Genomic DNA, 23,669 nt, shown 5'->3' with positions numbered 1-23,669 from the left:
CCTGAATGATTGGGCAGCCTTCCGCTAGGGCACGGTGCTGGCCAGGCGATCGACCAAATTCGCCACATAATCTAGCGCTTGGGAAATGGTTGCCGGGTCTTCCAAATCCACACCCACATAATGCTTAAGGGCGGCCATTTGGTTTTCGCTGCCCCCACTGGCCAGCAGTTGTAAATAGCCGGGTACAAAATCTCGGCCTCGCTGGCGATATTGTTGATAGCAAGCCAGGCTCACGATGTCCGAAGCGGCGTATTGATAGCAGTAAAAGGGCTTGAAGAAAATGTGACCAATTCGGGCCCAGTCGTATTGGTGCTCGGGCAGAATTTCAACCGCATCGCCACACAAATCTCGGTAGAGACTATCCCAAACTTCATTCAAAAATTCAGCATCAAATCGCCCCTTTGTGGCTCGATCGTGCAGAGCTAATTCCAAGCGGCTGATGGTGGTTTGTCGGAAAAGCAAACTCAGTTGATCTTCTAGTTGTCGCGTAATTAAACTGCGCTGCATATTCGGATCGGAATGGCGATCGAGCAAATAATCCAACAGCAGCAGTTCATTAAAGGTGGAAGCTACTTCCGCCAACACCAGAGGCGGACTGCTGTTGAAATAGCGTTGATGATCGTCAATCCAGGCAAAGTGCAAGCCATGACCCATCTCATGGGCCAAGGTGAATAGAGAGCTGTAATCGTCGGTGTAGGACAAAAACAAATAGCTATGTTTGCCGTGGGTGTAGTTGCAAAATGCGCCGCCTCGTTTGCCCGGCCGCACGGCAGCATCAACCCAACGGTTTAGGAAAAACTCTTCGGCCCGGCGGGCATAGGTTGTGTCGAATTGTTCCAGGGCCGCCAGCAGGATTTGAGTGCCTTCTGAGAACGGGAGCGGGGCGATCGGTTCAGTGCTCCAGGGAGCATAAACATCACAGGTGCGAATGGCGGCTCCGGTGGCTTTTGCTTTGATGCGGTAATAGTTTTGCCAAATTTCGGTGCGATCGCGCGTGCCATTCATCACGGCCCAAAACACCCCTTCGGGCACTTCGTCGCTAATTAACTGTTTTTCCAGGGTCGATCGATAGCCGCGCATTTGGTTTTCGATCGCGTGATCCTGGGCGATCGTGCTCAGGATGTAGGCATAGAGGGTGTTGTGCTGTTGGCTGACGACTCGCACCGAGTGATAGGCCTGTTCGCGCACGGTGCGATCGCCCTGAAACAACAGAGCCGAAAGTTCGGCTTCCGTGGTGGCGGTTTTGCCATCGGCCGTGGTGACGGGGGTGTAGGTCTGTTCGCCCAAGTGGATCGATCTCAACTGAATAAAGGCCTGCCGACCGGTCAGGCTGTCTCGGTTGCGCGTTTGTTCCACCACTTCCGGCAACCGAAACGGCGCAAATCGCCCCACGGATTCCAGGTAATGGGCGTAGAGCCGCAGTTCTGGGGCCTGTCGCAACTCCGCCAAGTGGTCGGCACTCATGGCCTGAAGTTCCAAGTCAAAAAAGACCAGCTCGTTATTCACGGTGGTCAAGGCCGTTTGGATCCGATCGACCTCCCCTTGGGCGGTGGTGTCTCGGGTGTTGGCCGCAAAGGTGAGCGAGGGAAAGCTCCAAAGATAGCCCACCGCTTGGTAGATGCCTTCTAGTTCTTCCAAAGCCTGGGCCAACTCCTGCGCTGTCAGCGAGGCCACGCGATCGCGGTAGGTGATCCGAAAATTCTCTGCTCGATCGCTCACCCAGTGCAAATCAGCCTCATAGCGGGGATCATCAAATCCCGCGTATAAATCGGCTAAATTCCAGGTTAATGGGTCGTTCTTGTCGGTGGTTTGGGCCATCCCGATCGCACTTGCTACCATAGCTCCAACCTTCGCCTCAACCTTGGGTTCACGCAGCAATTTCAGACAGTCACATTCAATTCAAGCCGGTTCAATCAAGCCCGTTCAAGCAAGCCAGTTCAATCAGGCCGGTTCGAGTGAGCCAGCTCGATCGATTTGGCTTGATCAAGTCGGTTCGATCGTAAAACAATCCAGGGTACAGGAGTTGAACCTGTCTGAGGCGAATTATGAGTTCGCTGCCTAAACCGCTCGGCCAACCCTGGAAAATGTCGGAGACTCAATGCTCAGCGATAGGTTGTGGGGGCGGTCTATCGCTTTTGGAGAGTCGTGTGAGTTTACACTCGTCATTAATTTTGCCATTGGCCGCTAGTTTGGGCAATATTCTTGGATAGAGTTTGAATGGCTTGAGTGATCAGCCAGCCGCCATCTGTCCTGGATCTCTCAACCTCTCTCAAGTAATCTTCATCAACTGCCGTGAATCCCAGCGCTGGTTTGACCATTCTGTTGTTGTTGTTGATGGCGGGCACGGGCATCGCCAGTACCTCCTGGGGCTACAACCTCGGACGGGAGGCGCTGAAGGGCATTGTGCAGCCGGACTTTCGCCCCACGGCGGACTCCTCAGGACGAGGCGGCAAGCGACCGGAACCGGCTCCCCTGAAACTGCTGAATGAGCAACAGTTGCTGGCCAAAACCAAGGCCATCACCCAAACGGCTCCCGTGGGCAATGCGCCGCCCAAGCCGGTGGATCCGGCTTTGACCCAAACCCAACCTCAGGCCAAGCCTTTGTCACAAACGGCGGTGGCTAAGTTGCCCATTTCGGCCAAGGCGGAAGGTGTGACCCTGACGGTGGTGGGAGCCAGTCGGGTGGGCGATTCGTTGGTGCTGGAGTTGACGCTGCGCAATCAAGGCGATCGGGCGGTGCAGTTTCTCTATAGCTTTTTGGAAATGGCGGACGATCGGGGCGATCCCCTGAGCGCGATCGTGGAAGATTTGCCCAGTGAGTTACCGGCCGACGGAGCCACCGTTCGGGGCAAGGCGATCGTGCCGACGGTGTTGCTGGATGGCGTGAAGTCGTTGCAACTGTCTCTGACCGATTATCCCGATCAGCAATTACAGCTTCAAATTCAGGGCATTCCCGTGCGTTAGGGCTGATCGCCCTTGGCCACAGCTCCATCGGCTGTTGATTCCAAGAGCATATTGCCAAGAGCAGGTTGACAAGAGCAGGTTGACAAGAGCAGGTTGACAAGAGCAGGTTGACAGCTCTGAGGAAGCCCCGTGAGCAAGATGGTTGAGTTGTTTGTTTTTGAATAGAACCCAGCAAAATTCCGCAAAATCCAGCAAACTTAACCAGGATCAAGCAAACTCAAGCAAACTCAATTAAACGGAATCTAGTAGCGGTGGATAGTCAAGGCTGGACGTTGAGCTTGTGGGTGCTGCTGTTGCCCATCACGCTGAATGCGTTCTTTGTGGCGGCAGAGTTTTCCATGGTGGCTGTGCGGCGATCGCGCATTGATCAACTCGTTGCGGGTGGAGATCCAGCGGCTCGCAGCGTCCAGTATTTGCAACAACATGTCGATCGGTTGCTGTCCACAACCCAGTTGGGGATCACCCTGGCGGCCCTCACCCTGGGTTGGTTGGGTCAGTCGGTTTTGGCCGCGCCCCTGGTCAGCGGCGCAATTCACTACTGGCCCGCTGCGGCCGATCGCCCTTTGGTGCAGGCGGTGGCCGTGGGAACCGCGTTCCTGTTGGTGGCCTATCTGCAAATCGTGTTTGGGGAATTGGGCCCCAAATCGATCGCCCTGCGCCATGCGGAACAGGTGGCCTTGGTGTTGGGGCCGCCCAGCGTCACGATTGGGCGATTTTTACAGCCGATCGTTTGGTTTTTGGAGCGCTCCACGCGGTGGGTGTTGCGGGCCTTGGGGTTGCGGCCCAGCGATCGCCATTGGGCCAGCCCGATCGCCCTTTCGGAGTTGCAACAAATTGTTGGGAATTCCACAGAGTCCCCGGACTTGGAAGCCGATGAGCGCCGCCTGCTGCAAAATGTTCTGACCTTTCGAGCCGTGACGGCCCGAGATGTGATGATTCCCCGCACCCAGATGGTGGTGCTGGAGCAGTCGGATTCCGTGACGGACTTGCTGGCGGCCGTGGGCCAAACAGGCCACCTGCGTTACCCGGTGATGGGTGACTCGATCGATGACATTGTGGGAATGGTGCGGTTTAAAGATTTAGCCACGCCCCTGGCCGCTGGGGAATTGAGCCTGGATACGCCCCTGAGCGCCTGGATTCAGCCCGCCTGTTTTGTGCCGGAATTTGCCAACACGGCGGACTTGCTGCGATCGCTCCGGCGATCAGGACAACCCATGGCGATCGTGGTGGATGAATTTGGCAACACGGCGGGCTTGGTCACGCTCACCGATGTGGCGGAGGAAATTGTGGGGCCCCTGGCCGCCGACGACAGCTCGATCGAGGCGATCGACGAACAAACCGCCTGCGTGCCCGCCCAAATCACGATTGACGAGGTGAATGGCCGTCTGGGGCTAACCCTGCCGGAAGCCGACGATTACCAAACCTTGGCCGGGTTTGTGCTCTGCCACCTGCAACGAATTCCCCAAGTGGGCGAAAGCTTTCGTTACAACGGTTTGGAATTTGAAATTGAAGCGGCCAATGGGGCCCGACTCGATCGGATCCGCATTCGCCGCCTTCACTAGATCCTGACTAGATCCTTAAAAATCCTTCGTCAGTTCCTCAGATTCCCCACTGGAGAATCTTGAAGCCGTGCCCCAAATCAGGCCCTAAACACCTACCAAATGGTGGTGATAGGCTGCCCCCAGACCGGCCGCCATTTCAGCGGGGGTGATTTTGCCATCTCGGTTGGAATCTAGGGCATCAAAAACCGCATCGCTCCCAGCCCATTCTTCACGGGTAATGAAGCCATCCCCATCCAAATCGTAGACATGGAAAATGTCATCGGCCGCATGGCTGAGGGCTTCTTGACCTTCCAATTGAGCCAGACGATTTTTTAACAGCAACTCCAGAGATTCCAGCGCTTTCGAGAAGCCTTCAATCCCCTCCGTGAGCTTTTCGGAAGCCATTGGATCGTCTTGGTGCATTTGATCGAAAACTTCGCGATTCATCTCGATTTTTTCGATCGGCTCTGCACCGGCCAAGTCAGGACTCAGCTTGCGCACCAGCTCGCCCTGATTGCTTTCCAGCTCGTCCAAAAGGGCCGGCGAAATGGTCAGCAAATCACAACCGGCCAGTTCCACAATTTCGCCCATGTTGCGGAAACTCGCCCCCATCACCTCCGTTTTGTGGCCGAAGGTTTTGTAGTAGTTGTAAATCCGCGTGACGGACAACACGCCGGGATCTTCTGGGGCTGGAAACGAATCGCGACCGGTCTTTTTCTTGTACCAATCCAAAATTCGACCCACAAAGGGCGAAATGAGAGTCACGCCCGCCTCTGCACAGGCGATCGCCTGGTGCAACCCAAACAACAGGGTGAGATTACAGTGAATGCCTTCCTTTTCCAACACTTCGGCGGCGCGAATGCCTTCCCAAGTGGCGGCAATTTTGATCAGAATTCGATCGCGTGAAACACCGGCTTTTTCGTACTCCGAAATCAGATAGCGACCCTTGGCGATCGTCGCTTCCGTGTCATAGGACAGGCGCGCATCGACCTCCGTGGAGACCCGACCGGGAATAATTTGCAAAATCTTTTTACCAAAGGCCACCGCCAAGCGCTCAAAGGCCAGGGAAGCCACCTCCTCCGCGCTGGCTTGCTTGCCCTTTTCGGTGCGGGCCTCCAGCAGGGTTTGATCCACAATTTCCTGGTATTGCGGCATTTGGGCCGCGGCGGTGATCAATGAAGGGTTCGTTGTGGCATCGCGGGGCTTGAGTCGTTCGATCGCCTGAATGTCGCCGGTATCGGCCACCACGATCGTCATTGTGCGTAATTGTTCAAGCAAGGTCTGAGCCATGATCACTTCTCGCTGAGAGCGTTGCGAGTGTCCCGCCCTCTCGGTTGGGCCGGGAAATGTGCTTCCAGTGTGGCCGATCCCACCGGGAATGGTGACGCTCCCGATGAGAACTTCAACAAAATCACAGAAAAGTTCAAAGAGGGCAGGAGTTGCCGGTAAGTGTTCAATCAGCGATTGATAAGAAACCTCATCACTTGATCACAATTGCTTATCAGGCTCCTTGGCCTTCTCTAGAGTATTAGCAGGGCTGGTGGCTGCTTCCTGTATGCCGGCCCAAGGCGATGCAGGCGACATGACTGGACTAATCGCAACATCTCGGTTGTTGTTGGATGATCTGGCTCGACAAGGAACCCGATCGGGCATCAGTGGCTACTTGCCAGACTACGTGCCCGCTCTGGCCAAGGCCAATCCGCAAGAGTTTGCGGCCGCCGTGCAGGCCGTGGATGGTCGCAGTTGGGATCGATCGCCCCCGGGGCGGCGGGTGGTGTTGATGAGCGTGATGAAACCCCTGCTGTTGTTTTATGCCCTTGCGCTTCTGGGCCCCGAGGTTGTGAGCAGCTTGGTGGGCTGTCAACCATCCGCCAAGGCCTATAACGACTTGGATCAACTGCTGGAAGATGCGGGCCATCCCCGCAATCCCATGCTCAACAGTGGGGCCCTGGCCCTAGCGGGGGCCCTGCCTGGAACCACCGCACGCGATCGGGTGCGGCGGTTCCAAGCTTGGTTATATCGGGAAACGGGCTGCCTCATGCCCGTGAATGAGACGGTGCTGGCTTCGGTGCAAAGCCTGCCCAACGGCCGCAATCGTGCTTTGGTGCAAACCTTGGTGGATTCTGGCCGGGTGGCAGAGCCGGAAATTGCCCTGGAGATTTACAACCGGCTTTGTTGCCTGGGGATCACGATGCCTGAGTTGGCGGCTTTGGGCTGTTGGTTTGCCAACCCGCCGTCCCAATGGGCTGAATTGGTGCAGCAAACCCTAGGGGCGATCGCTGTGGGGGGTCTCTACCAAGATTCGGAAACCTGGATGGCGCACGTGGGTTGGCCCACCAAGTCCGGCGTGAGCGGCGTGGTTTGGTCAATCCAGCCCGGCCAAGGATCGATCGCCTGTTACAGTCCTCTGCTGAATCCCCAAGGCCATTCGATTTTGGGGTTGGACTTTGTGGAAGGGGCTATTCGCTGGTTTTGATTCACCCTGAACCCAATAGCCTGAATCCAATCAATCACTTCAAATGATCCAAGAATCACTTCAAATCCCGTTGAAAGGTTATTGAAGGGTTGTTGAAGGGTTGTTGATTGTCAAGATTATTGATTGGGCAACGGTTCAGGAGGCAGACTCGGGGCGATCGGCTTGATTTTTGCGGCGACGACAGCGATCGGAGCAGTATTTCACTTCGTCCCAGCAGTCTGCCCATTTTTTGCGCCAGGTGAACGACAAGCCACAAACGACACAAACTTTGGTGGGAAAGTCGGCTTTCTTGCGTTGTTTGGGCATGGAATCTTCAGGCGGATGGGGCGCACAATTCAACATTCAATTGGCGCAAGCATTCTAACGAATTTTCACCCCGGATTCTTGGCAGCTTCCCAAAGGCCTTTGGTCTCCAAGACCTCTGGCATCAAAGGCTTCTGGTATCAAAGGCCGCGGGCATCAGGCGAATTCTTGCCTCCGGCGGGAAACCAAAGGTGTCGATCGGCATCAATCTCGATTCGGCCTTGGGCTTGGAACAGTTGCAACAGCCGAGTCACGGTGACCCGGGTGGTTTGGGCGGCGCTGGCCAATTGCCGATGGGTGAGGCGCAAGTTCAAACGACGCGCTGAGCCAAGGGGCTGCCCAAATTCCCGATCGAGCAGTTGCAGCAATTGCCAAAGACGCTCATCGGCGCGCTTCAGGGTGAGCAAGGATTTCAAGTCGCTGGCCTGATCCAAACGGCGCAGGGCATGGAACAGCAGGTTACGGGCCAGGATCGGGGATCGTTGCACCTGGTCGATCGAGAGGGGCAACAGATCTGTGGGAGCCAAGGCCGAAGCCCGGTAAGGATTCACCGCGCTCAGAACCTGTCCAAAAAATGTCCCCGTGCTCGCAAAGCCCAAAATTGCTTCGGAACCGTCCGGCAGCAGGGTTTCGAGGGCCACGGCCCCGCGATAGACAACCCAGAGGCGATCGGGTTGGAGGGGAATGGTTTGGTTGGTGCGAAAAGATTCGAGGTTTTGGCTGCGGTATTGGGCTTCGAGCAACCGGCGCAGTTCCAGGTCGGTGCTACTGGCCAGGGTCGATCGGATCATTTTGGGCATGGGAGGGGAAGCAGAGGGCGATGGGGTGCGATCCCAGGACGCAAATTGCGGGTGCTGAGTCTTGGGAGTTGGGACTTGAATGATCTGTGCTTGATGACTGCCAATTGAGATCGTATCAGTTTTTGATAAATTGACAGTAATTTTCAATAAGCGATAACCAAATCATCGGCAAAACCCTAGTGATTGCGAGGCCTGAGGTCTCAGCTTGTCAATAGCCTCTGCAATAACTGGGTCAAAACTGTAGTGCCCCACACCAACTCAGGCTAACGGCGACCGTTTAACCCCTTGCCAAGGGAATGTTAACGATCCATGAAGATTGTGCCGCAGCGCTTAGGGATGATCCCCCCTCTCCGAGGATGTCTAAGCAGCATCTTTCAGTATGGGCCAAGCATCAACTGCCGTGGGGGCAAGGGGCTTAAGCCCCTTGTCTGCGTCGATCGCTGGAGCTTACAGGGTGGCAATTTTGGCTTTTCAGACACCCTCTCAAGGCAGGTGGGCCAGTTCCGTTTGCAGGATTTGGCAGAGTTCCCGATGGTTGGGGCCGTTGCTGGCAATGCGGCCGCCCCACTGGTTCAGATCGCCCGTGGCATAGCGCAGGGGTTGGCCGTCAAAGTGGGTGAACTGGCCGCCCGCTTCCGTCAAGATCAATTCCGGGGCCGCCATGTCCCAATCCTTGGGGGCCGATTTGCCCGAAAGGGAGAGGTATAAATCTGCCTTTTGCTCCACAATCGCGGCAATTTTGCCACCAACGCTGCCCACGGCGTGCTGATTTTGGCAGGGCAGGGCGGCCAGCAATTGGTTAAACCGTTGGTCTCGGTGCGATCGACTGACCACCACGGTCAGCTCCGACAGTTGGGCACAGGCCGACACCCGGAGCGATCGGGTTTGGCCAGCGCGATCGAACGCCACCGTTCCCGACCCTTTCACGGCCGCGTACAACCGTTCCGCCTCCGGACAAGCCACGATCGCCAGTTCCGGCCGTCCTTGATAAACCAGCGCCAGGTGAATGGCATATTCGCCGGTTTTTTGAATAAAGTCCTTGGTTCCATCCAGGGGATCGATGATCCAAATCCAATCCCGATCGGCTGGAATGCCTTCTGATTTATAGGTTTCTTCGCTGAGGTAGCCAAATTCGGCGCTCCCCAATTCCTGCTGCAAATGACTGAGGATGGTTTGATTAGCGGCCAGGTCGGCGGCCGTGACGGGCCCGTCGCCTTGGTCTTCAATCGCCAACTGATCGCCTCGGTAATAGGCCCGCAGCACGTCGCTGGCGGCCCAGGCGGCTTGACGGGCGATCGCGCACAAATCCTCAAGGGGTCGCATGGTGGCTTAAATGCAGGATGGGAGCCTTGATGGTATCAGTTGATTAGGCTATTGGGGGATTAGGCTATTGGGTGACCAAAATTCAGGTCGCTTCCGGGCGATCGGGTCACTCGGGTTAACTGTCGATCGATTCCAAATTCAAACACCCAATCGGCAGCCCCGGCGGCTAGCAACGGATCAACAAATAGCTTCGGGTGCAAAGCTTTCCAAAAGTAATCCACAAAATCAGAAATTTCCGCCTCACTCAGCCCCTGCCCCCCGGCGGCAATTCGATCGCGCTCGGCCTGTTGTCGCCACTGTTTTGAAAAGTGGTAGTCGGTGGGTTTCAAAATCAAGAGCCGATCGCACCATTCCCAAAGGGGTAAATAGTCCCGTAATCGTTGATTGCAATCCTGGGCGAAGGCGCGATCGGCTTCCGAAAAAATGGGTGCTGGCCAATCAACAAGGGTCGTGAAATCAATCGGCTTCACTCCCACAAACCACCCTTCAAACAACACAATATCGACCGGCTGAATCATCTCCGCCGCCACGCGATCGCCCTGTCCCCCATGGCAGGATTTATCGAATCGCGGAATGGCTATGGTGGAAGATTGGGGCGATCGCAAGACCCGTAACGTTTCCAGCCCCAGATCAACATCATGGGTTCCCGGCGGCCCCCGCCAAATAAGCCGAGGATCCTGTGTTTGCAACCGTTGCCGATCGGCATAGGTTTTGTAGAGGTCATCGATCGACCAACTGAGGGTTCGCCACCCCAACAGCTCCAAAGCCACCACCATCGCTTCACAAAGGGTGGTCTTTCCTGCGCCTTGCACACCCAAAATTCCCAACACGATCGGGCGATCGCTCTGGGCGCGTAATTGCCCTAACTCCAAGGCCAAAGGCCACCAAGCTTGCTCAATCATGGCCCGATTGCTGGGGTGACTAAGCAAAAAGGCCAAGCGCGATCGCTGGCCCAAGGCGACACAAAATTCTTCAAAATTCGGCATGAATTCCCAATGAATTCCCAAGTTTTTAGGGGCGATTTGTTCGCAAGCAAACAGTTGATAACAGCCCCTAGGCAACCAACATTGTTTCTAGGGTGTGCTGATTCCAAAGGTCACGATATAGCCCCGGACGCGAGAGCAATTCATCGTGGGTTCCCATATCCACAATGGAGCCTTGATCCATTACTAAAATCCGATCGGCAGTGGCGGCGGCGGACATTTGATGGGAAATAAAAATCACGGTTTTCTTAGCGGTTCCGTCCGTCAGATTGCGCAAAATTTCTGTGGCGGTTTTGTTATCCACGCTCGATAGGGCATCATCCAAAATCAAAATTGGGGAACTGATCAACAGGGCGCGGGCCAGGGCGGTGCGCTGGCGTTGGCCGCCGGAAAGGGTGATGCCCCGTTCGCCCACCACCGTTTCGTATTGCTGGGGGAAGGTGAGGATTTCGTTGCGAATTTGGCTGGTGTCGGCGGCGGCTTCCACGGCCCCCAGGTCGATCGCAGGATTGCCGTAGCGAATGTTATTGGCGATCGAGGTGCTGAACAGAAAACTATCTTGGGGCACATAGGCGATCGCCCCGCGCAGGTCTTGGATTCGCAGTTGGGTAATGTCAATTCCATCCAGCCACAGTTGCCCCGGCTTCAGATCCAGCAGGCGCGGCAGAGCATTGGCCAACGTGGATTTGCCGCAACCCACGGGGCCCACGATCGCCACCATTTCCCCCGGTTTAATCTCGAAGTTCAGATCGTTCAAGGCCAGCCGATCGCTCCCCGGATAGCCGTAGCTGAGGTGGGTGGCTTTGAGGTGGCCCACCACTTGATCCAGCGGCAGGGCGATCGATTCGCTGTTGTCGATAATCTTCGGCTCCGTTTGCAAAATTGCTTCCACACGATTGATGCTGACTTCGCCCCGTTGATAGGTGCTGATCGTGAAACCCAAAAGCGCCGTGGGGAAAACCAATCGCTCCACATAAATCAGCAGCGCCACAAAATTCCCGATCGACAATTCCCCTTGGGCGATCGCGTCGGAACCAAACCACAACAGCACCAGCAAGCTGACACTCGCCAGCCCACCCAGCAGTGGAAACAGCACACTGCGAGTCTTGGCAAAACTCAAATTCACCCGCAGCAACTGATCATTAACCCGCCGAAAAGCTTGCCGCTCATTCTCCTCTTGGGCATAGATTTTGATCGGAGAAATGCCGCTCATGTCCTCTTGAATGAGGTCGCTCATTTCCGAGAGCCGTTCTTGCACTTCTAACTGTTGGGTTCGCAATTGATTGGCAAACAACTGCACCAACACCAACATCAAGGGATAAACCAACAGAGCCAACAGCGTTAACCGCACGTTGATGCTGAGCATAATGGGCAGGGTTAACGCATAGGCAAATAGGGTATTGGCCAAGCTTAAAACGGCGAACCCCATTAACCGGCGAATGTTGTCCACGTCGCTGGTGGTGCGGTTAATGAGATCTCCGGCCGTGTTCACCGCAAAATAGGCCGGCTCCAGGGTCAATAGATGTTGAAAAATGCGTTGTTTCAGGTCAAATTCCACCTGACGACCCACCCCAAACACCAGCACCCGCGACACCATCCGAATTACCCACATCACCGAGGCCAAAACCATCACGGTCACGGCAAAGGCAAAGACACGATCAAACGAGAAGCTCGCTTGTAACTCATCAATTCCATTCCGAATCAGCAGGGGAATATAAACCCCCAACACATTCACCAACAGTAATGTGCCAATCCCGATCGAGGTTTTTTTCCAATAGGGTCGTAAATAATTGCCTAAAATTTTCAGGTTCGATCGATTGGAGCCAGCCATAAATTAGACCATCCTGATATAGGAATTCTTTGGAAGAGTTTGTTGAACAGACAAACTTTGCCCGCAAATTGCCCCCCAGGTTTTCACCTCGGGGTTTTTGTTTTTTGGGGTCTTGATTCTTGAATTGTGAGCCTTGAATCTTGAGCTTTGAATCTTGAGCCTTAGATTTTGAGCCTTGAGCCTCAGGTTTTCAGAATCCTGCGCTTTAGTCTTGAGTTGAGCGCCGTTGGTTCAGAGTCTTAATTTAAGGCCGTTTCCGCTTCTCCTGCGCCGGGCCCATCAAAGGATTCACCCAAATAAATCGCCCGAATATCCGGCGGCAAGGCTGATTCCAAGGCGCGGTAACTTTGGCGCAACTTGGCCCGAACGGCGGCCGGCGACAAGGATTCCCCTTCCGCTTGCAAATAGGCGGCGATCCGTGGCTCGCTCCAATGCAGGGTTTGGGCCATCAACACCATCAGACGTGCCGTGGGATCTTGCCGATCGAGCGCCGATTGCAGGTAGCACCAAAGGGGCGGCGGGGCGGCCGTCAAGGAATAGTGAATGGATTCCACAGGGGGCAATTCCGCCTGATTCACCATCAAAGCAGTCATGTTAATGAGCCAGTTTTGCAAGGTAAATTCATCGGCGCGATCGATGCGAGTTGCCCGGGCCCGCTCCAAATCTAAAGTGGGTAATTCACGAAAAATTCGGAACCAAATTTGGGCAAATAAATAATCCGCCTGGGCATCAGACGGAGCGGAATGTTGTACCAGGGAATAGACGATCGGGCTATAGCGACAAAACAGGGCTACAAAATAGCGGCCGGAGTCGGGATAGCGTTTAAATAAGTCCAATAATTCTGAATCACTGTATTGATTGAGTGATTGAACGATCGGATGGCGACATTCATGAAAACTGGGTGCATCCATGGGCAATCAAGCAATATCCGTTGCGGTGGCAAAATTCGGCCAAGAGGCTTCATCCCCTCGTTGGGATTAGGCATGGGCACTGGCCGAAACCATCAGCCTACCTTCGGGGGCTAATCATCCCCTAAGGAAGCCACATCATGCAGGGCATCTTCCATCTGCATTCGCTGTTCCATTTGCCGTAAAAAATAGCCCGTCATCATGGCCGAGGCCAACAATCCGGCCAGGTTTTCTCGATCGGTCACGATTTGGATGCTGAAATGTTCACCGGGCAAGGAACCGACCAAGCCTTGAACATTTTGGGAAACAATTTGCTTCACATCAGGGGTCACCGCCCGGGCCACGCGGGCCAACACTTCCGGCGATTGACGCTGGAGGTATTGCAGCAGCGGATTGACGCGATCGTCATTCGATGCGTCATCAAACCAGTCAGCCGTTTCGGGGTTAAAAACCATAGCGTCGATTCAGTCGGAAGGACGATCGGACTCTTGGAGAATCCTACAGAAATGCTGGTTAGCGTTCTGGTTGGCGTTAACGATGTTGTTGAGTTCACCTGCAACCTTATGCAACAACGATCTGCCGCACATTGCAACGGTTGGTGATTCAAGAATTACCCAGAACGGGACTGGAAAGGTGCAAAGGGCAGTTGAGGGGACGGTGAATGAATTTGCACGCATTCCCGATCGAGTGGGATAGCACCAACGGAAGCACAAATAGAAGCACTAACGGAAATTAACGAACATTGCTCAACAATCTGGCCCTATTGTGACATTTTTGTTCAAGTCTGCAACGGAAGTTGATGGGCGGTGATTTTTCTTGCCGAACCCTTTTCCCACTGATCCTAAGTTGAGGATGCCCGGTTCAGGTGTCGATCGAGCAGGCGATCGAGCCAGTGCAACAAGCCCAACACCAGTCCCACACTCAACACGGGCCAAATCCAGAACCCCCGGGCGATCGCTGGGGTGGCATCCAGGGCCAACCCGCCCAACGGCGGCCCCACCGCATAGCCCACGGCCCAACAGAGGGAATTAATCGAAAGGTAAGTGCCGCGCAGGGATTCCGGAGCCAAATCCACCACCAGGGCCGAGCCAGAGGGCGTATAGGCCACCATAGCCAGGGACAACAGGGCCAAGGCCCCGATCGCCCCGGCCAAGGCCCAGGCTCCGGGCTGAATCCACCAAACGGCGACAAAGCCCGCCCCAAATAGCCCAGCGGCGATCGCCAGCGATCGGGCATGGCCATAGGGGCGCAGCAGCCGGGACATGGGCAGTTGGGTCACGGCGGCCAAAATAATATGCCCCGAGAACAGCACGCCAATTTGCGCGGGAGCCAAGCCCACGATCCGTTTGAGATAAAGGGGCAAGGTGGCTTCCACCTGGGCCAAATAGGTGGTGAACAAAATATTAGCAATCACAAACAGGCCGAGGAGTCGATCGCTCAGGGTTTTGCGCCAGCCGGCCCAATGGCCGATCGCCGTTTGGACTGCGGGCCGGCGATCGGGAACCAGGGCCACCACCGCCACCGCAAACAGCACAAAAGACAGGGCATCGCCCAAAAACAGCAATCGATAGAGACCCGTTTGGCCCACCAGCAATCCCCCGATCGCCGTGCCCAAGCCCAACCCCACCACATCCGCCAGCCGCGTGACCGCAAAGGCTTCCCGCCGATGCTCTTCCGGGGTAAAGTCCGCCACCAACGCTTCCATGGCCGGCCAATATAGCCCCACGCCCAAGCCCATCAGCAGATTGCCCACAATCAGCAACGGAAACCCCGCCGCAAACCCCAACACCCCGTCCCCCAGGGCCGAAGCCACCGCCGACAACAGCAACACATTGCGTCGGCCCACCCGGGGCGAATCAGACCAAGAACCGCTGGCCACCCGGCCCAGCACCCCCGACAACTGACCCAACCCCAGTGCCGTGCCCACGGCGGTGGCCGACAGACCCACCTGTTCCACAAAGTAGATTGCTCCGTAGAACATGACCAAGCCAGTGCCCAGGTGCAGCAAAACGCGCCCCAGGGTCAAAATCCAAACCACGCCGGACAAGGGGGGTAACCATTGTTGGCCAGTGGATTGAGTTGTGACTTGATTTGTGGATTGAACTGCGGCTTGAATCGTGGATTGAACTGTGGAACGGAGCGATCGGCCTTTGGGAAACAGCCACTGTTTCAGTCGTTTTTTGGTGTGACGCAACACGGCCATGAACAGACCCCACCCCGTAAGGATTTAATCGACCGTTTCCGAAACCGGGAAGCGATCGAGCAGGGCCCGCGCTTCGCTGGCCCGATCCTTCAAGTCTCCCGCCAAATAGGGCACATGAATCACCTGGGAGAGCAAATCCAGCGTTCGGCGCACCATCCGCACCACATCCCCATCATCCAAGCTGGTGCGGGCCGACAAGTCCGACCACTCCGCCCCCAAGGCCCACTGCTCCACCAAACCGATCAGCTCGTCTTCCAGCAAAATCGGCAACATCACCCGATAGCGCCGCTGAATCTTAAACAGTTCTCGCCGCTGATCGCTCAGATCTTCCAGGGTGGCCAACACGCCATCCGTGGGGAGTGCGTCCGTCCAAGTGTCCGGGCGGGGTTCTTCAATCAGCAGGGCAGCACAGGCAGCGGCCAGTTGCGGCGGCTCCAGGCGATCGAACTCGCCAGACATCAGAGCCAACCCCAACCACAGTTCATTTTCCCCGCGCAACGTGGCGATCGCCTGGCCCAATTCCGTGGGCTTGTGGTTTTCGTCCAAACACTCGAAATATTGCAGGATTTCAATCAAATTCACGAACTCCTGCCAATAGCGCTCAGACATGCGCCCCAACTGGCCGCGTTTTTCCGCCAGGGTGGCCGCCAACGCATCCAAGTTGTGCAACGCCTTGAACAGATATTTGCGATTAGTCCATTGGGAAACGGGATGCTCCTCCAATTGGGCCGCCACCGCTTCCACCCGTTCTCGCTGCTCAATCACTTCCGGCGCATCCTCCGGATCAGGCAGCACAGGGATTCGATGGATGATGGCCAGGGTTTCTTCGTCGCCGGCCAGGTGCTGGCCGGGTCGCAGGGGTAAAGCCACCGGGGGTTCCAGGCGATCAACCGCTGAAATGCGCGGAAATTCACCGTAAAGGCCCGCCACATCCTCGGTTTTCACCACATGCCAAGCATTGTCAATCCCCAAACAAACCAGATAGGGGAATCGCCCGGAGCCAGCCACCTTCAGCACCAACACCGCTGGCAAAGGTTCCTTCACCGGCATTGACGGCCCCTTAAGAGCCAGGACAGTCCCCGCCACGGCAAATTGCAAAGCGGGAGCCAAGTCCTTGCCGCGCACCACCTCCGCTTGTTCTTGCAAGGTTCGCAGCAACCGTTCTTCAGCCTTGAGGCGCTGGTTGAGCTTTTCGTATTGGGCCACTTGGGCCAAGTCCACCTCGGCTGTTTGGGCCTGCAGTTGCTCCAGCTCGGTCGCCAGTTCCTCCACTTCCTCTTGGTAGGGAATCAGATGAATGGTGGAGAGATATTGGCCAAAGCTGCGTTCCACCAGGCTGCGTGCTTCCTCTAGGGAGTGGGTTTGCAGCAGGTTCAGCACCATGCCATAGGTGGGGGTGAACTGGCTAACGAGGGGATCCGGTTGGGAGGTGGCCAGGTGGGCCGCTTCCTTGGCTCCTTCAAAGGGCGTTTGCAGGGTGACCACATAGCCCTGAATGTCTTTGCCCCGGCGACCGGCTCGGCCAGCCATTTGCAAAAACTCGGAGGCGTTTAACAGGCGATGTCCCCGATCGGTTCGCTTAGACAGGCTGGAAATGACCGTGGTGCGGGCGGGCATGTTGATGCCAGCGGCCAGGGTTTCCGTGGCAAACACCACCTTAATCAGGCCGTCTTGGAACAGTTCTTCAACGAGGCTTTTCCAGGCGGGCAAAATTCCCGCATGGTGAGCAGCAATCCCCCGATAGAGGGCGGCCAGTTGGCCATCGCGGGCCGCGCCGGGATTTTTGACCAAAAAACTATCGATGCGGGTTTTCAGCAGCGCGGCTTCGCGATCGGACACCAAGGAGAGGCCGGCCGCATTGGCCACGGCACGATCGCACCCTCGGCGGCTGAAGATGAAATAAATGGCCGGGAGCATGTCCCGCTGCTGGAGTTGGGCCAACACAAAAGGAATATCCGGCGTTTCGGCCCGCAGATCCCGCTTCACCTGGTCACGGGGCTTGCGACGGTTGCGGCGCTCCGACTTGAACTGAGGATGCAGCCGTTTGCCTTCGTCATCCAGCAGCGGAAACAGTCCTTTGTAGTTGCCAAAGCTGAACCGCAAGGGCACTGGGCGGAAGTCAGAATAAATTAACTCCGTGGGCCCATGGACATAATTCAGCCAATCCGTGAGCTGCTGGCTGTTGGCCACGGTGGCCGACAGGGCCACCAGTTGAATTTCAAAGGGGCAATAGATGATCGACTCTTCCCAAACGGTTCCCCGCTGGGAATCGTTCATGTAGTGACATTCATCGAGCACCACCGTTTGCACATCGGTCATGGAAGTGCCGATTTGCCCGATCGGGGTGCCATAGAGCATGTTGCGAAAAATCTCCGTGGTCATCACCACCACGGGAGCATCGCGGTTAATGGACACATCCCCGGTCAATAACCCCGCTCGATCTTCGCCAAACTGCTCTTTAAAGTCGCGGAATTTCTGATTGGAAAGGGCCTTGAGGGGCGTGGTGTAAAACACCCGTTTGCCTTGGCTGAGGGCGCGATAGATCGCATATTCACCCACCAGGGTTTTGCCGGAACCGGTGGGGGCACAAACCACCACGGACTTGTTGGCATTCAACGCCTCGATCGCTTCCAATTGAAAGCGATCGAGGTCAAAGGCAAAAACATCGGCAGGAGGCGGCCCTTGAGCGATCGAAACTGAGCCGGCCTGGGGCGAAATGGGGGAAACAGTCACGCGCGGCAGTTACTCAAACGGGGTGAAGGGGCGATCGACCCTAACCTGTTGGATGGGTGATGCACAGGCTAGAACCGTCTTCAATAGTAGAGCGAATTGGAAAACCCGTGCCACCACGCCCCCATCCCCCAACCGGCTCCACGGTCATTCCTAGGCGGGTACTTCCGCCACCAACTTGTGGCCACTGAGGGCAGACTTGCGGCTGTCAAAGAGCTTGCCCAGCCCTTCCGTCACGTCCGCCACAATCTTTTGGGGACATTCCGCAATGAAGGCCTCGGCGGATAGTTCACCGGCAAAGAAGGCCTTGCCCCGATCGCGCAGTCGTGACATTTCGTCATAGCCCATGGCCTTCACCATGTAGGTCGTGAGGGGCGAGTTTTTGATGTCGTAGTCAAAATCCTGCAACCGGCCCACTTCCACCAGGGTCAACACCTCTTCTTCAATGGTGTTGCGGGGGTAATAGACATGATCCAGCGCGGGCAAAAAGTCCGCCAAGGAGGAAACATTGAACCCTTCGCTTGGCATTTCACCCATCAACATTGACAGGGGAATATCCTTACCAAAGCGCATGGATAGGGCCTCTAGAAAGGCGATCGTAAATAATTTTGTGCCCAGATAAAGGCGACCAATTTCCAAGTTGCTGCGGGCCTGTTCCACCAAAGCATTAAAGGTGGCATCATCTGGCTCATCGCGGAACTGATGAAAAATGCGCTCCGGTTGCAGGGAATTCATGAAGCCTTCCATTTTTTGGAGGGCAACTCGGTATTGATAGACCGTGTAGGAGGTGGAAAACTTCAGATTGTGGTTGGTTTCCGGCAACAGGCTCCAGGTGTTGTCCAAGAACCGAGCGGCGCTGGGGTTGGCAAAGCTGCCCACGTCCCGATTGGCCAAGCGCACCGATCGCTTGACGGTTTTTTCAATTAACGCCTCATCTAGCCCCAAATCATATTTTTCATTGACCGAGTTCAGGCGCTGATACAGAACATCACAGTTACTGAACCCCTCGGCACTCTTGGGCCGAAATGGAATTGTTCCCTCAATGCAGGCGGTGATTTGGGCAATCAGGGCAGCGGGGGCATAGTCTTCTAAAATTTTGCCAGCGGCCAGGGCACTGAGATACTCATTCATCCCGGCATAGGGAGAGAGGGTTTGCCCCGGTTCAAAGCCAAAAATATCGGTGACCAACGCAAAGGTTTGGTCTTTTTCCAAGAGTTCAGATTGATCGCGAATAATTAAAGCTTCTCCCTCTTCGCGCACAAAGGGGGTGATGAAGTAGCTGAGGTTGAAGTTAACGCTGCGATCGACCTGGACATAAACCAAGTCATGGAACAGGGCCGAGAGCACCTCGATCGGGTCTTCATGGCCCCCCACTTCAAAGATGTGCTCCGGCGTGTGGAAATAGCGCCACGGGCCGGTCATGGTTTGCACGATCGTGGCGGCAATCTTATCGAGCGGGGCCCGATCAATCGACAGCCCCGATGCCTGAGTCGCCCACACAAGCTTCTCAAGGCATTCTTCTCGATCGCGTTCTCGGCTCATCGCGTTGCCCCCGATAGGTTTGCCTGATGGTGATTAGACAGCCTCCCCACCGTTGGCGGTTGGGAATCTCAATGTCTAGGTTGGTTGAGGTTGAATCTTCCGAATCTTAACCGACATTCTGAGCGAGGCGGTCGGAATCATCACTTTTGAGCTGTTTGGCTCCCCGCCCAGCGGTCTGGCTCTGTCCGATGAGCTAAACACCAGTCAATGGCATCCAGCGACATTCCTCTCAATGGCATTTATAGCGCATGGGATAGGGTCTAGGCGTGATTTTTGACACCAGTACCCATGAGGTCGATCGGTCAGAAGTGACGCTTCGGGGCCAGCGCTGGGGGAAATCGGCGGGGAAAACCAATGATATTTGCCCTAGGGGCATTCTAGCGATTCTCGAGTATCTGCGCCGGTTTGGGGATTGGTGCCGGCCGCATATTCACAGAGCCGGGCCGCTTGCAGGCGATCGAGCGCTGCGTAGGTAAAATCGGCTCCCTGTACCTTGGCCCCTTTGAAGGTCGATCGCAGCAACATCGCATCGGACAGTACCGCATCGGTTAAATCCGCGCCGTTGAAATTGCTCAGGTAGCCAATTCCGTTGCTGAAATCCACGCCTTGCAGGTTTGCGCCGCTGAGATTGCTGCCATTGAAAACGGCTCCTCGCAAGTTGGCCCCATGGAAGTCGGCTTGCTCCAGGTTTTCGCTGGCAAATTCAGCCCGCTCTAGGTTTTGGCCGGCGAAGTTGCGGTTGCTCACTTCCGCATCGTCAATGGCCCGGATGGCGGCAGAGCTGGCAGCCCAAGCGGGAGCAGCGATCCCCAGCCCACTCGCCATTAGCAGGGCCGTGAGCGCGATCGCTCCCACGGCGGCCCGTAGTCGGGAAAACACGAAACCACGAGGCAAAAAACCCAAAGACAGAAAACCGCAGGACAGGATCGATCGAGCTGATCGTGAGAGTTGGGAAGAATGGTGGGAAAAAACGATCATGACGGCGATCCCCGAAAGACAGCTTGAGAAACGGCTTGAGGCTATAGGCATTTTGCCATGAGCCTTTTCGAGCCGATCCGTCGGTGGTGATTTTTCCGGTAGTGATTTTTCCGGTGGTGATTTTTTCGGTGGTAATTGTCCAAGAAGGACTTTAGGGAAAAAATTCTTGGGGAATGACTCTTGGGGAATGATTCTTGGAGAGTGATGCTTGAGGAAATTTTGAGAATCATCACTGTTGATTACCCCTAGGGCAGCACGATCGCCTCACGGGCCCGGCGATCGCGCTGTCGTCGGTAAGCCCACAGGCTCGATCGCAACAGTAACCCCAAGGAAGCCAACTCCCCGGGCGATTCCCGAGGCTGCCACTGGCCCGGCTGGCAATAGAGCCATTCCACCAGTTGCCGTTGTTGGGTCGGGGTCAGAGGTTCCCAGGCCACTTCCAAAAGTGCTTCCTCGGTTTGGGGATCGCGATCGGGCTGCTGGAGCAATCGCACCGGCAAAACCAAGGGCTGACCAAAGGCGCGATCAATGAGGTGTAATTGCCCCTGCTCCGGGTTCTCGGGGGTGACACTCAGCGGCGAGCAATCCGCAAGCATCGAAGCGGTCTGGGTCACTGGGGATGGTTGCGGTTCTCCTAACAGGATCCGGCGCACCGCTGCCCAACGGGCCCCAATCCCCGATTTTGGAGTGGGTTGGGGCGATCGGGTGAGGGCCACAATGGCTCCCGATTCGGAAGCCAGACGCAGCGTCACTCCCATGGGCCAGGGGCGATCGGCTAGTTGCAGCAACCCCGGGCGATCGCGCCGGAACCACTCATGCCGATTCGGCTTCGGAGCATCCACGGAAGCCAACACCGCCGCTCCCACCAACAGCAAGTTATAGGTCAACCAAGCCAAATTCAGCTCACTACCGCTTTGACCCGCTGGCAAGGGCAACCACCCCAACACCTGCGCCAAAGACCAGCCCCAAGCCATGGCCGTCAATCCCCAAATGCCAAGCAGCGGCAGCCCCGGCATGGGGTTAAACACCGCCCGATCGCGGGCAATGCCCTTGGGAGTGACCCGAAAGGCGCGGCCAAAGGGCCGCCAAAGCGTGTGCAACACCGTGAGGGCGATCGGGAAGCAATTCACAATCGCATAGACATCGCCCAAGGTGGCCGAACACGATCGCCGGTTTAACCAATTGCAGGTGGCCAAATGGGCCACGTAAAGCGGCAAAAACCACAGCAACCACTCCATCACATCCGCCTGCATTGGCGAAATGCCCAGCAGGGCGATCGGCAACGGAGCCATCAAAAACAACAGCCGAATCAGCGACAAGCCCCAGTAAAACCAACCTTGGGCATAGTGCAACCGCTGCACCAACGTCAGCCCCCGAATGGTCAGCGGATTTTCCGGAATGAAAAAGCCCTGCATGGTTCCCGCTGCCCAGCGCTGCTGTTGGGCAATGTAAGCCGACATGCTCTCAGGCGACAGCCCCGCACTCAAGGCCTCATTCAAGTAGCGAATTTGGTAGCCACTGGACATCAAGGCAATCCCCGTGAAGTAGTCTTCGCAAAGACTGCTGGTGACAAAGCCGCCCACCTGCTCCAGGGCACTGCGGCGCACCACAAAGGACGAGCCATAGCAAATGCTTGCGCCCACGCCGTCTCGCACCGATTGGATATAGCGGCTGAACACGTCACGGTTTGTGGTGAAGCGATCGCCCAGCCCCAGGTTATAAACAATCGGATCTGGGTTAAAGAAATGCTGGCGAGTTTGCACCAGACCCACCGAGGGATCATGGAAAAACCCCACCGTTCGTTGCAAAAAGTTGCGAGTGGGTACAAAGTCCGCATCAAAACAAACGATTAATTCCCCCTGGGTGCAACCCAAGGCATGGTTTAAATTACCGGCCTTGGCATGGGTGTTATTCGCCCGCGTCAGGTAATGACAGCCTAGGGTTTGGGCCAAGTCACGCACTTCAGACCGTCGGCCATCATCTAATAAATAGATTTGCTTGGGGCCATAGTTCAGTGCTTGGCAGCCAATAACCGTGCGGCGCAACACGTCCACCGGCTCGCCATAGGTGGGGATCCAAATATCCACGGTGGGTTGATAGCCCGTGGCAACCAACGCGGCGGCTCGGGCCGCTTCGGCCCGGCGATCGCCCGATCGCAACATCAGCGCCAAATCCAAACCACTATTTACCCAAAGGGCAATTTCACAAACCAACAGCAAGCCACTGGCCAGCCCATCGGCCACCGTGCTGAAATTCAGCGTCATGGTGACCCGCCAAACGATATAGCGCAGGGTCAAAGCACCCACGATCGCCACCACCAAGGCGCGCGATCGTTGGCTGGGCATTCGTCGCCAGCGAGGTACGAGGGCCACCGTCGCCACCAACCCCACCACCATCGCCACTAACCAACTGCGATATTCGGGCTGGTCGGGTGTTTGTCCCAACAGTTCCAACCCCCAAAGGGGCAACATCAAAGACGACTGGGCAAATTCCGTCAGGCCAGTGCAACGAGCCAGGGATTCCGCCAGCAGCAGCATTAGTCCGATCGCCCCAGCCAAAATGCCCAGCCAACGCCCCGTCAATCGCCGTGGTTTTGAACCATGCGCCCGGGCCGGCGAGGTACGACGTAACCAAGAAAGAGTCATAGGTTCAGAATCGTTACAACCGTCAAAACGCCATTCCGTTTCGCTATTTCATGTCACCGTCAGGACTCGATCGGATCTGACTCGATCGCTGGTCACTTGGTCGCCTCTGCCGTGCTCATCCCCAAGTCCAAGCTCACTCAACCATTCCAGCCTATGGACTCCGGATTGATTCGGCGGTGACCCCCGATCGAGCAAGATGCGTCGTTCATCACTCCCTCTGCCAGAGTAACAATTCTTTGTAAAAATATCTTTACAAAATAACGGGCACTAATGGGCACTATCAGCAAGAGCGATCGCCATCTTCAACAGGGTTGAAAGATGGGGTTACAACGGCGATCGCCCCGATCCATCACAATTCACTAACGGCATCGGGGCGATCAAGCTATATTCTGATCAGAATTTTGATCAGGGGTTGCGGGGCTTGAATCAGTGCTTAGATCGG

General features: G+C 55.9%; 17 protein-coding genes and 1 tRNA gene. 3 read left to right on the top strand and 15 right to left on the bottom strand.

Annotation, left to right across the window (positions count from 1 at the left end; all coding sequences use genetic code 11):
* Nucleotides 1-24: 24 nt before the first annotated feature.
* Together H6F46_RS00945 and H6F46_RS00940 are read right to left on the bottom strand one after the other, a co-directional pair.
* Nucleotides 25-1,839 carry a M3 family oligoendopeptidase gene (locus H6F46_RS00945; protein WP_190354803.1) on the bottom strand — a complete coding sequence of 605 codons (1,815 nt, stop codon included), beginning with the start codon at nt 1,837-1,839 and terminating at the stop codon, nt 25-27.
* Between the two features lie 169 nt (nt 1,840-2,008).
* Nucleotides 2,009-2,081, bottom strand: a tRNA-Ile gene (locus H6F46_RS00940).
* 211 nt (nt 2,082-2,292) lie between these two features.
* Between H6F46_RS00940 and H6F46_RS00935 the strand changes: the two genes are divergently transcribed.
* Nucleotides 2,293-2,964, top strand: coding sequence for a hypothetical protein (locus H6F46_RS00935; RefSeq protein ID WP_099534138.1), 672 nt, complete (start codon nt 2,293-2,295; stop codon nt 2,962-2,964).
* A 251-nt stretch (nt 2,965-3,215) separates the two neighbouring features.
* Complete coding sequence (locus H6F46_RS00930; protein WP_099534137.1) at nt 3,216-4,526, top strand: hemolysin family protein; 1,311 nt, start codon at nt 3,216-3,218, stop codon at nt 4,524-4,526.
* 84 nt (nt 4,527-4,610) lie between these two features.
* Here H6F46_RS00930 and H6F46_RS00925 read toward each other — a convergent pair whose 3' ends face one another.
* Nucleotides 4,611-5,795 (bottom strand): transaldolase, encoded by a 1,185-nt coding sequence (locus H6F46_RS00925; RefSeq protein ID WP_099534136.1) that lies wholly within the window; start codon nt 5,793-5,795, stop codon nt 4,611-4,613.
* A gap of 292 nt (nt 5,796-6,087) precedes the next feature.
* On the opposite strand from H6F46_RS00925, the gene H6F46_RS00920 reads away from it, so the two are divergent.
* Nucleotides 6,088-6,981, top strand: a complete 894-nt coding sequence (locus H6F46_RS00920; RefSeq protein ID WP_190354802.1) for a glutaminase — start codon at nt 6,088-6,090, stop codon at nt 6,979-6,981.
* A 135-nt stretch (nt 6,982-7,116) separates the two neighbouring features.
* Here the strand turns inward: H6F46_RS00920 and H6F46_RS00915 are convergent, their stop codons facing one another.
* The 12 genes from H6F46_RS00915 to H6F46_RS00860 form a co-directional block, all read right to left on the bottom strand.
* A complete protein-coding gene (locus tag H6F46_RS00915) occupies nt 7,117-7,287 on the bottom strand; it encodes a DUF2256 domain-containing protein (protein WP_099534134.1) in 171 nt (56 codons plus the stop codon).
* A 137-nt stretch (nt 7,288-7,424) separates the two neighbouring features.
* Entirely contained in the window at nt 7,425-8,084 is a 660-nt protein-coding gene (locus tag H6F46_RS00910; RefSeq protein WP_190354801.1) for a Crp/Fnr family transcriptional regulator, read from the bottom strand.
* A gap of 483 nt (nt 8,085-8,567) precedes the next feature.
* Nucleotides 8,568-9,407, bottom strand: a complete 840-nt coding sequence (locus H6F46_RS00905; protein WP_190354800.1) for a 3'(2'),5'-bisphosphate nucleotidase CysQ — start codon at nt 9,405-9,407, stop codon at nt 8,568-8,570.
* Between the two features lie 59 nt (nt 9,408-9,466).
* Nucleotides 9,467-10,393 carry a glycerate kinase gene (locus tag H6F46_RS00900; RefSeq protein ID WP_190354799.1) on the bottom strand — a complete coding sequence of 309 codons (927 nt, stop codon included), beginning with the start codon at nt 10,391-10,393 and terminating at the stop codon, nt 9,467-9,469.
* A gap of 67 nt (nt 10,394-10,460) precedes the next feature.
* Nucleotides 10,461-12,221: an ABC transporter ATP-binding protein gene (locus H6F46_RS00895; RefSeq protein WP_190354798.1), complete on the bottom strand. Its 1,761-nt coding sequence runs from the start codon at nt 12,219-12,221 to the stop codon at nt 10,461-10,463.
* 239 nt (nt 12,222-12,460) lie between these two features.
* Nucleotides 12,461-13,132 carry an RNA polymerase subunit sigma-70 gene (locus H6F46_RS00890; RefSeq protein ID WP_099534129.1) on the bottom strand — a complete coding sequence of 224 codons (672 nt, stop codon included), beginning with the start codon at nt 13,130-13,132 and terminating at the stop codon, nt 12,461-12,463.
* A gap of 110 nt (nt 13,133-13,242) precedes the next feature.
* Nucleotides 13,243-13,584: a DUF760 domain-containing protein gene (locus tag H6F46_RS00885; protein WP_099534128.1), complete on the bottom strand. Its 342-nt coding sequence runs from the start codon at nt 13,582-13,584 to the stop codon at nt 13,243-13,245.
* A 386-nt stretch (nt 13,585-13,970) separates the two neighbouring features.
* On the bottom strand, nt 13,971-15,332 hold the full coding sequence (locus tag H6F46_RS00880; RefSeq protein WP_190354797.1) for an MFS transporter: 1,362 nt from the start codon (nt 15,330-15,332) through the stop codon (nt 13,971-13,973).
* A 24-nt stretch (nt 15,333-15,356) separates the two neighbouring features.
* Nucleotides 15,357-18,065, bottom strand: coding sequence for a DEAD/DEAH box helicase (locus tag H6F46_RS00875; protein ID WP_370567059.1), 2,709 nt, complete (start codon nt 18,063-18,065; stop codon nt 15,357-15,359).
* A gap of 150 nt (nt 18,066-18,215) precedes the next feature.
* Nucleotides 18,216-19,604 carry a hypothetical protein gene (locus H6F46_RS00870; protein WP_099534125.1) on the bottom strand — a complete coding sequence of 463 codons (1,389 nt, stop codon included), beginning with the start codon at nt 19,602-19,604 and terminating at the stop codon, nt 18,216-18,218.
* A 366-nt stretch (nt 19,605-19,970) separates the two neighbouring features.
* The gene (locus H6F46_RS00865) at nt 19,971-20,507 is read right to left on the bottom strand and encodes a pentapeptide repeat-containing protein (protein WP_242027721.1); all 537 of its coding nucleotides are present in this window, start codon (nt 20,505-20,507) and stop codon (nt 19,971-19,973) included.
* Nucleotides 20,508-20,827: 320 nt separating this feature from the next.
* Nucleotides 20,828-23,227 carry a glycosyltransferase gene (locus H6F46_RS00860; protein ID WP_190354796.1) on the bottom strand — a complete coding sequence of 800 codons (2,400 nt, stop codon included), beginning with the start codon at nt 23,225-23,227 and terminating at the stop codon, nt 20,828-20,830.
* Nucleotides 23,228-23,669 lie beyond the last annotated feature (442 nt).

It is taken from the genome of Limnothrix sp. FACHB-1083 (assembly GCF_014696485.1).
In the GTDB taxonomy this organism is placed as follows: domain Bacteria; phylum Cyanobacteriota; class Cyanobacteriia; order CACIAM-69d; family CACIAM-69d; genus CACIAM-69d.
Note: the sequence above shows the minus strand (reverse complement) of the source record. Positions and strands in the feature narration are given on the sequence as shown.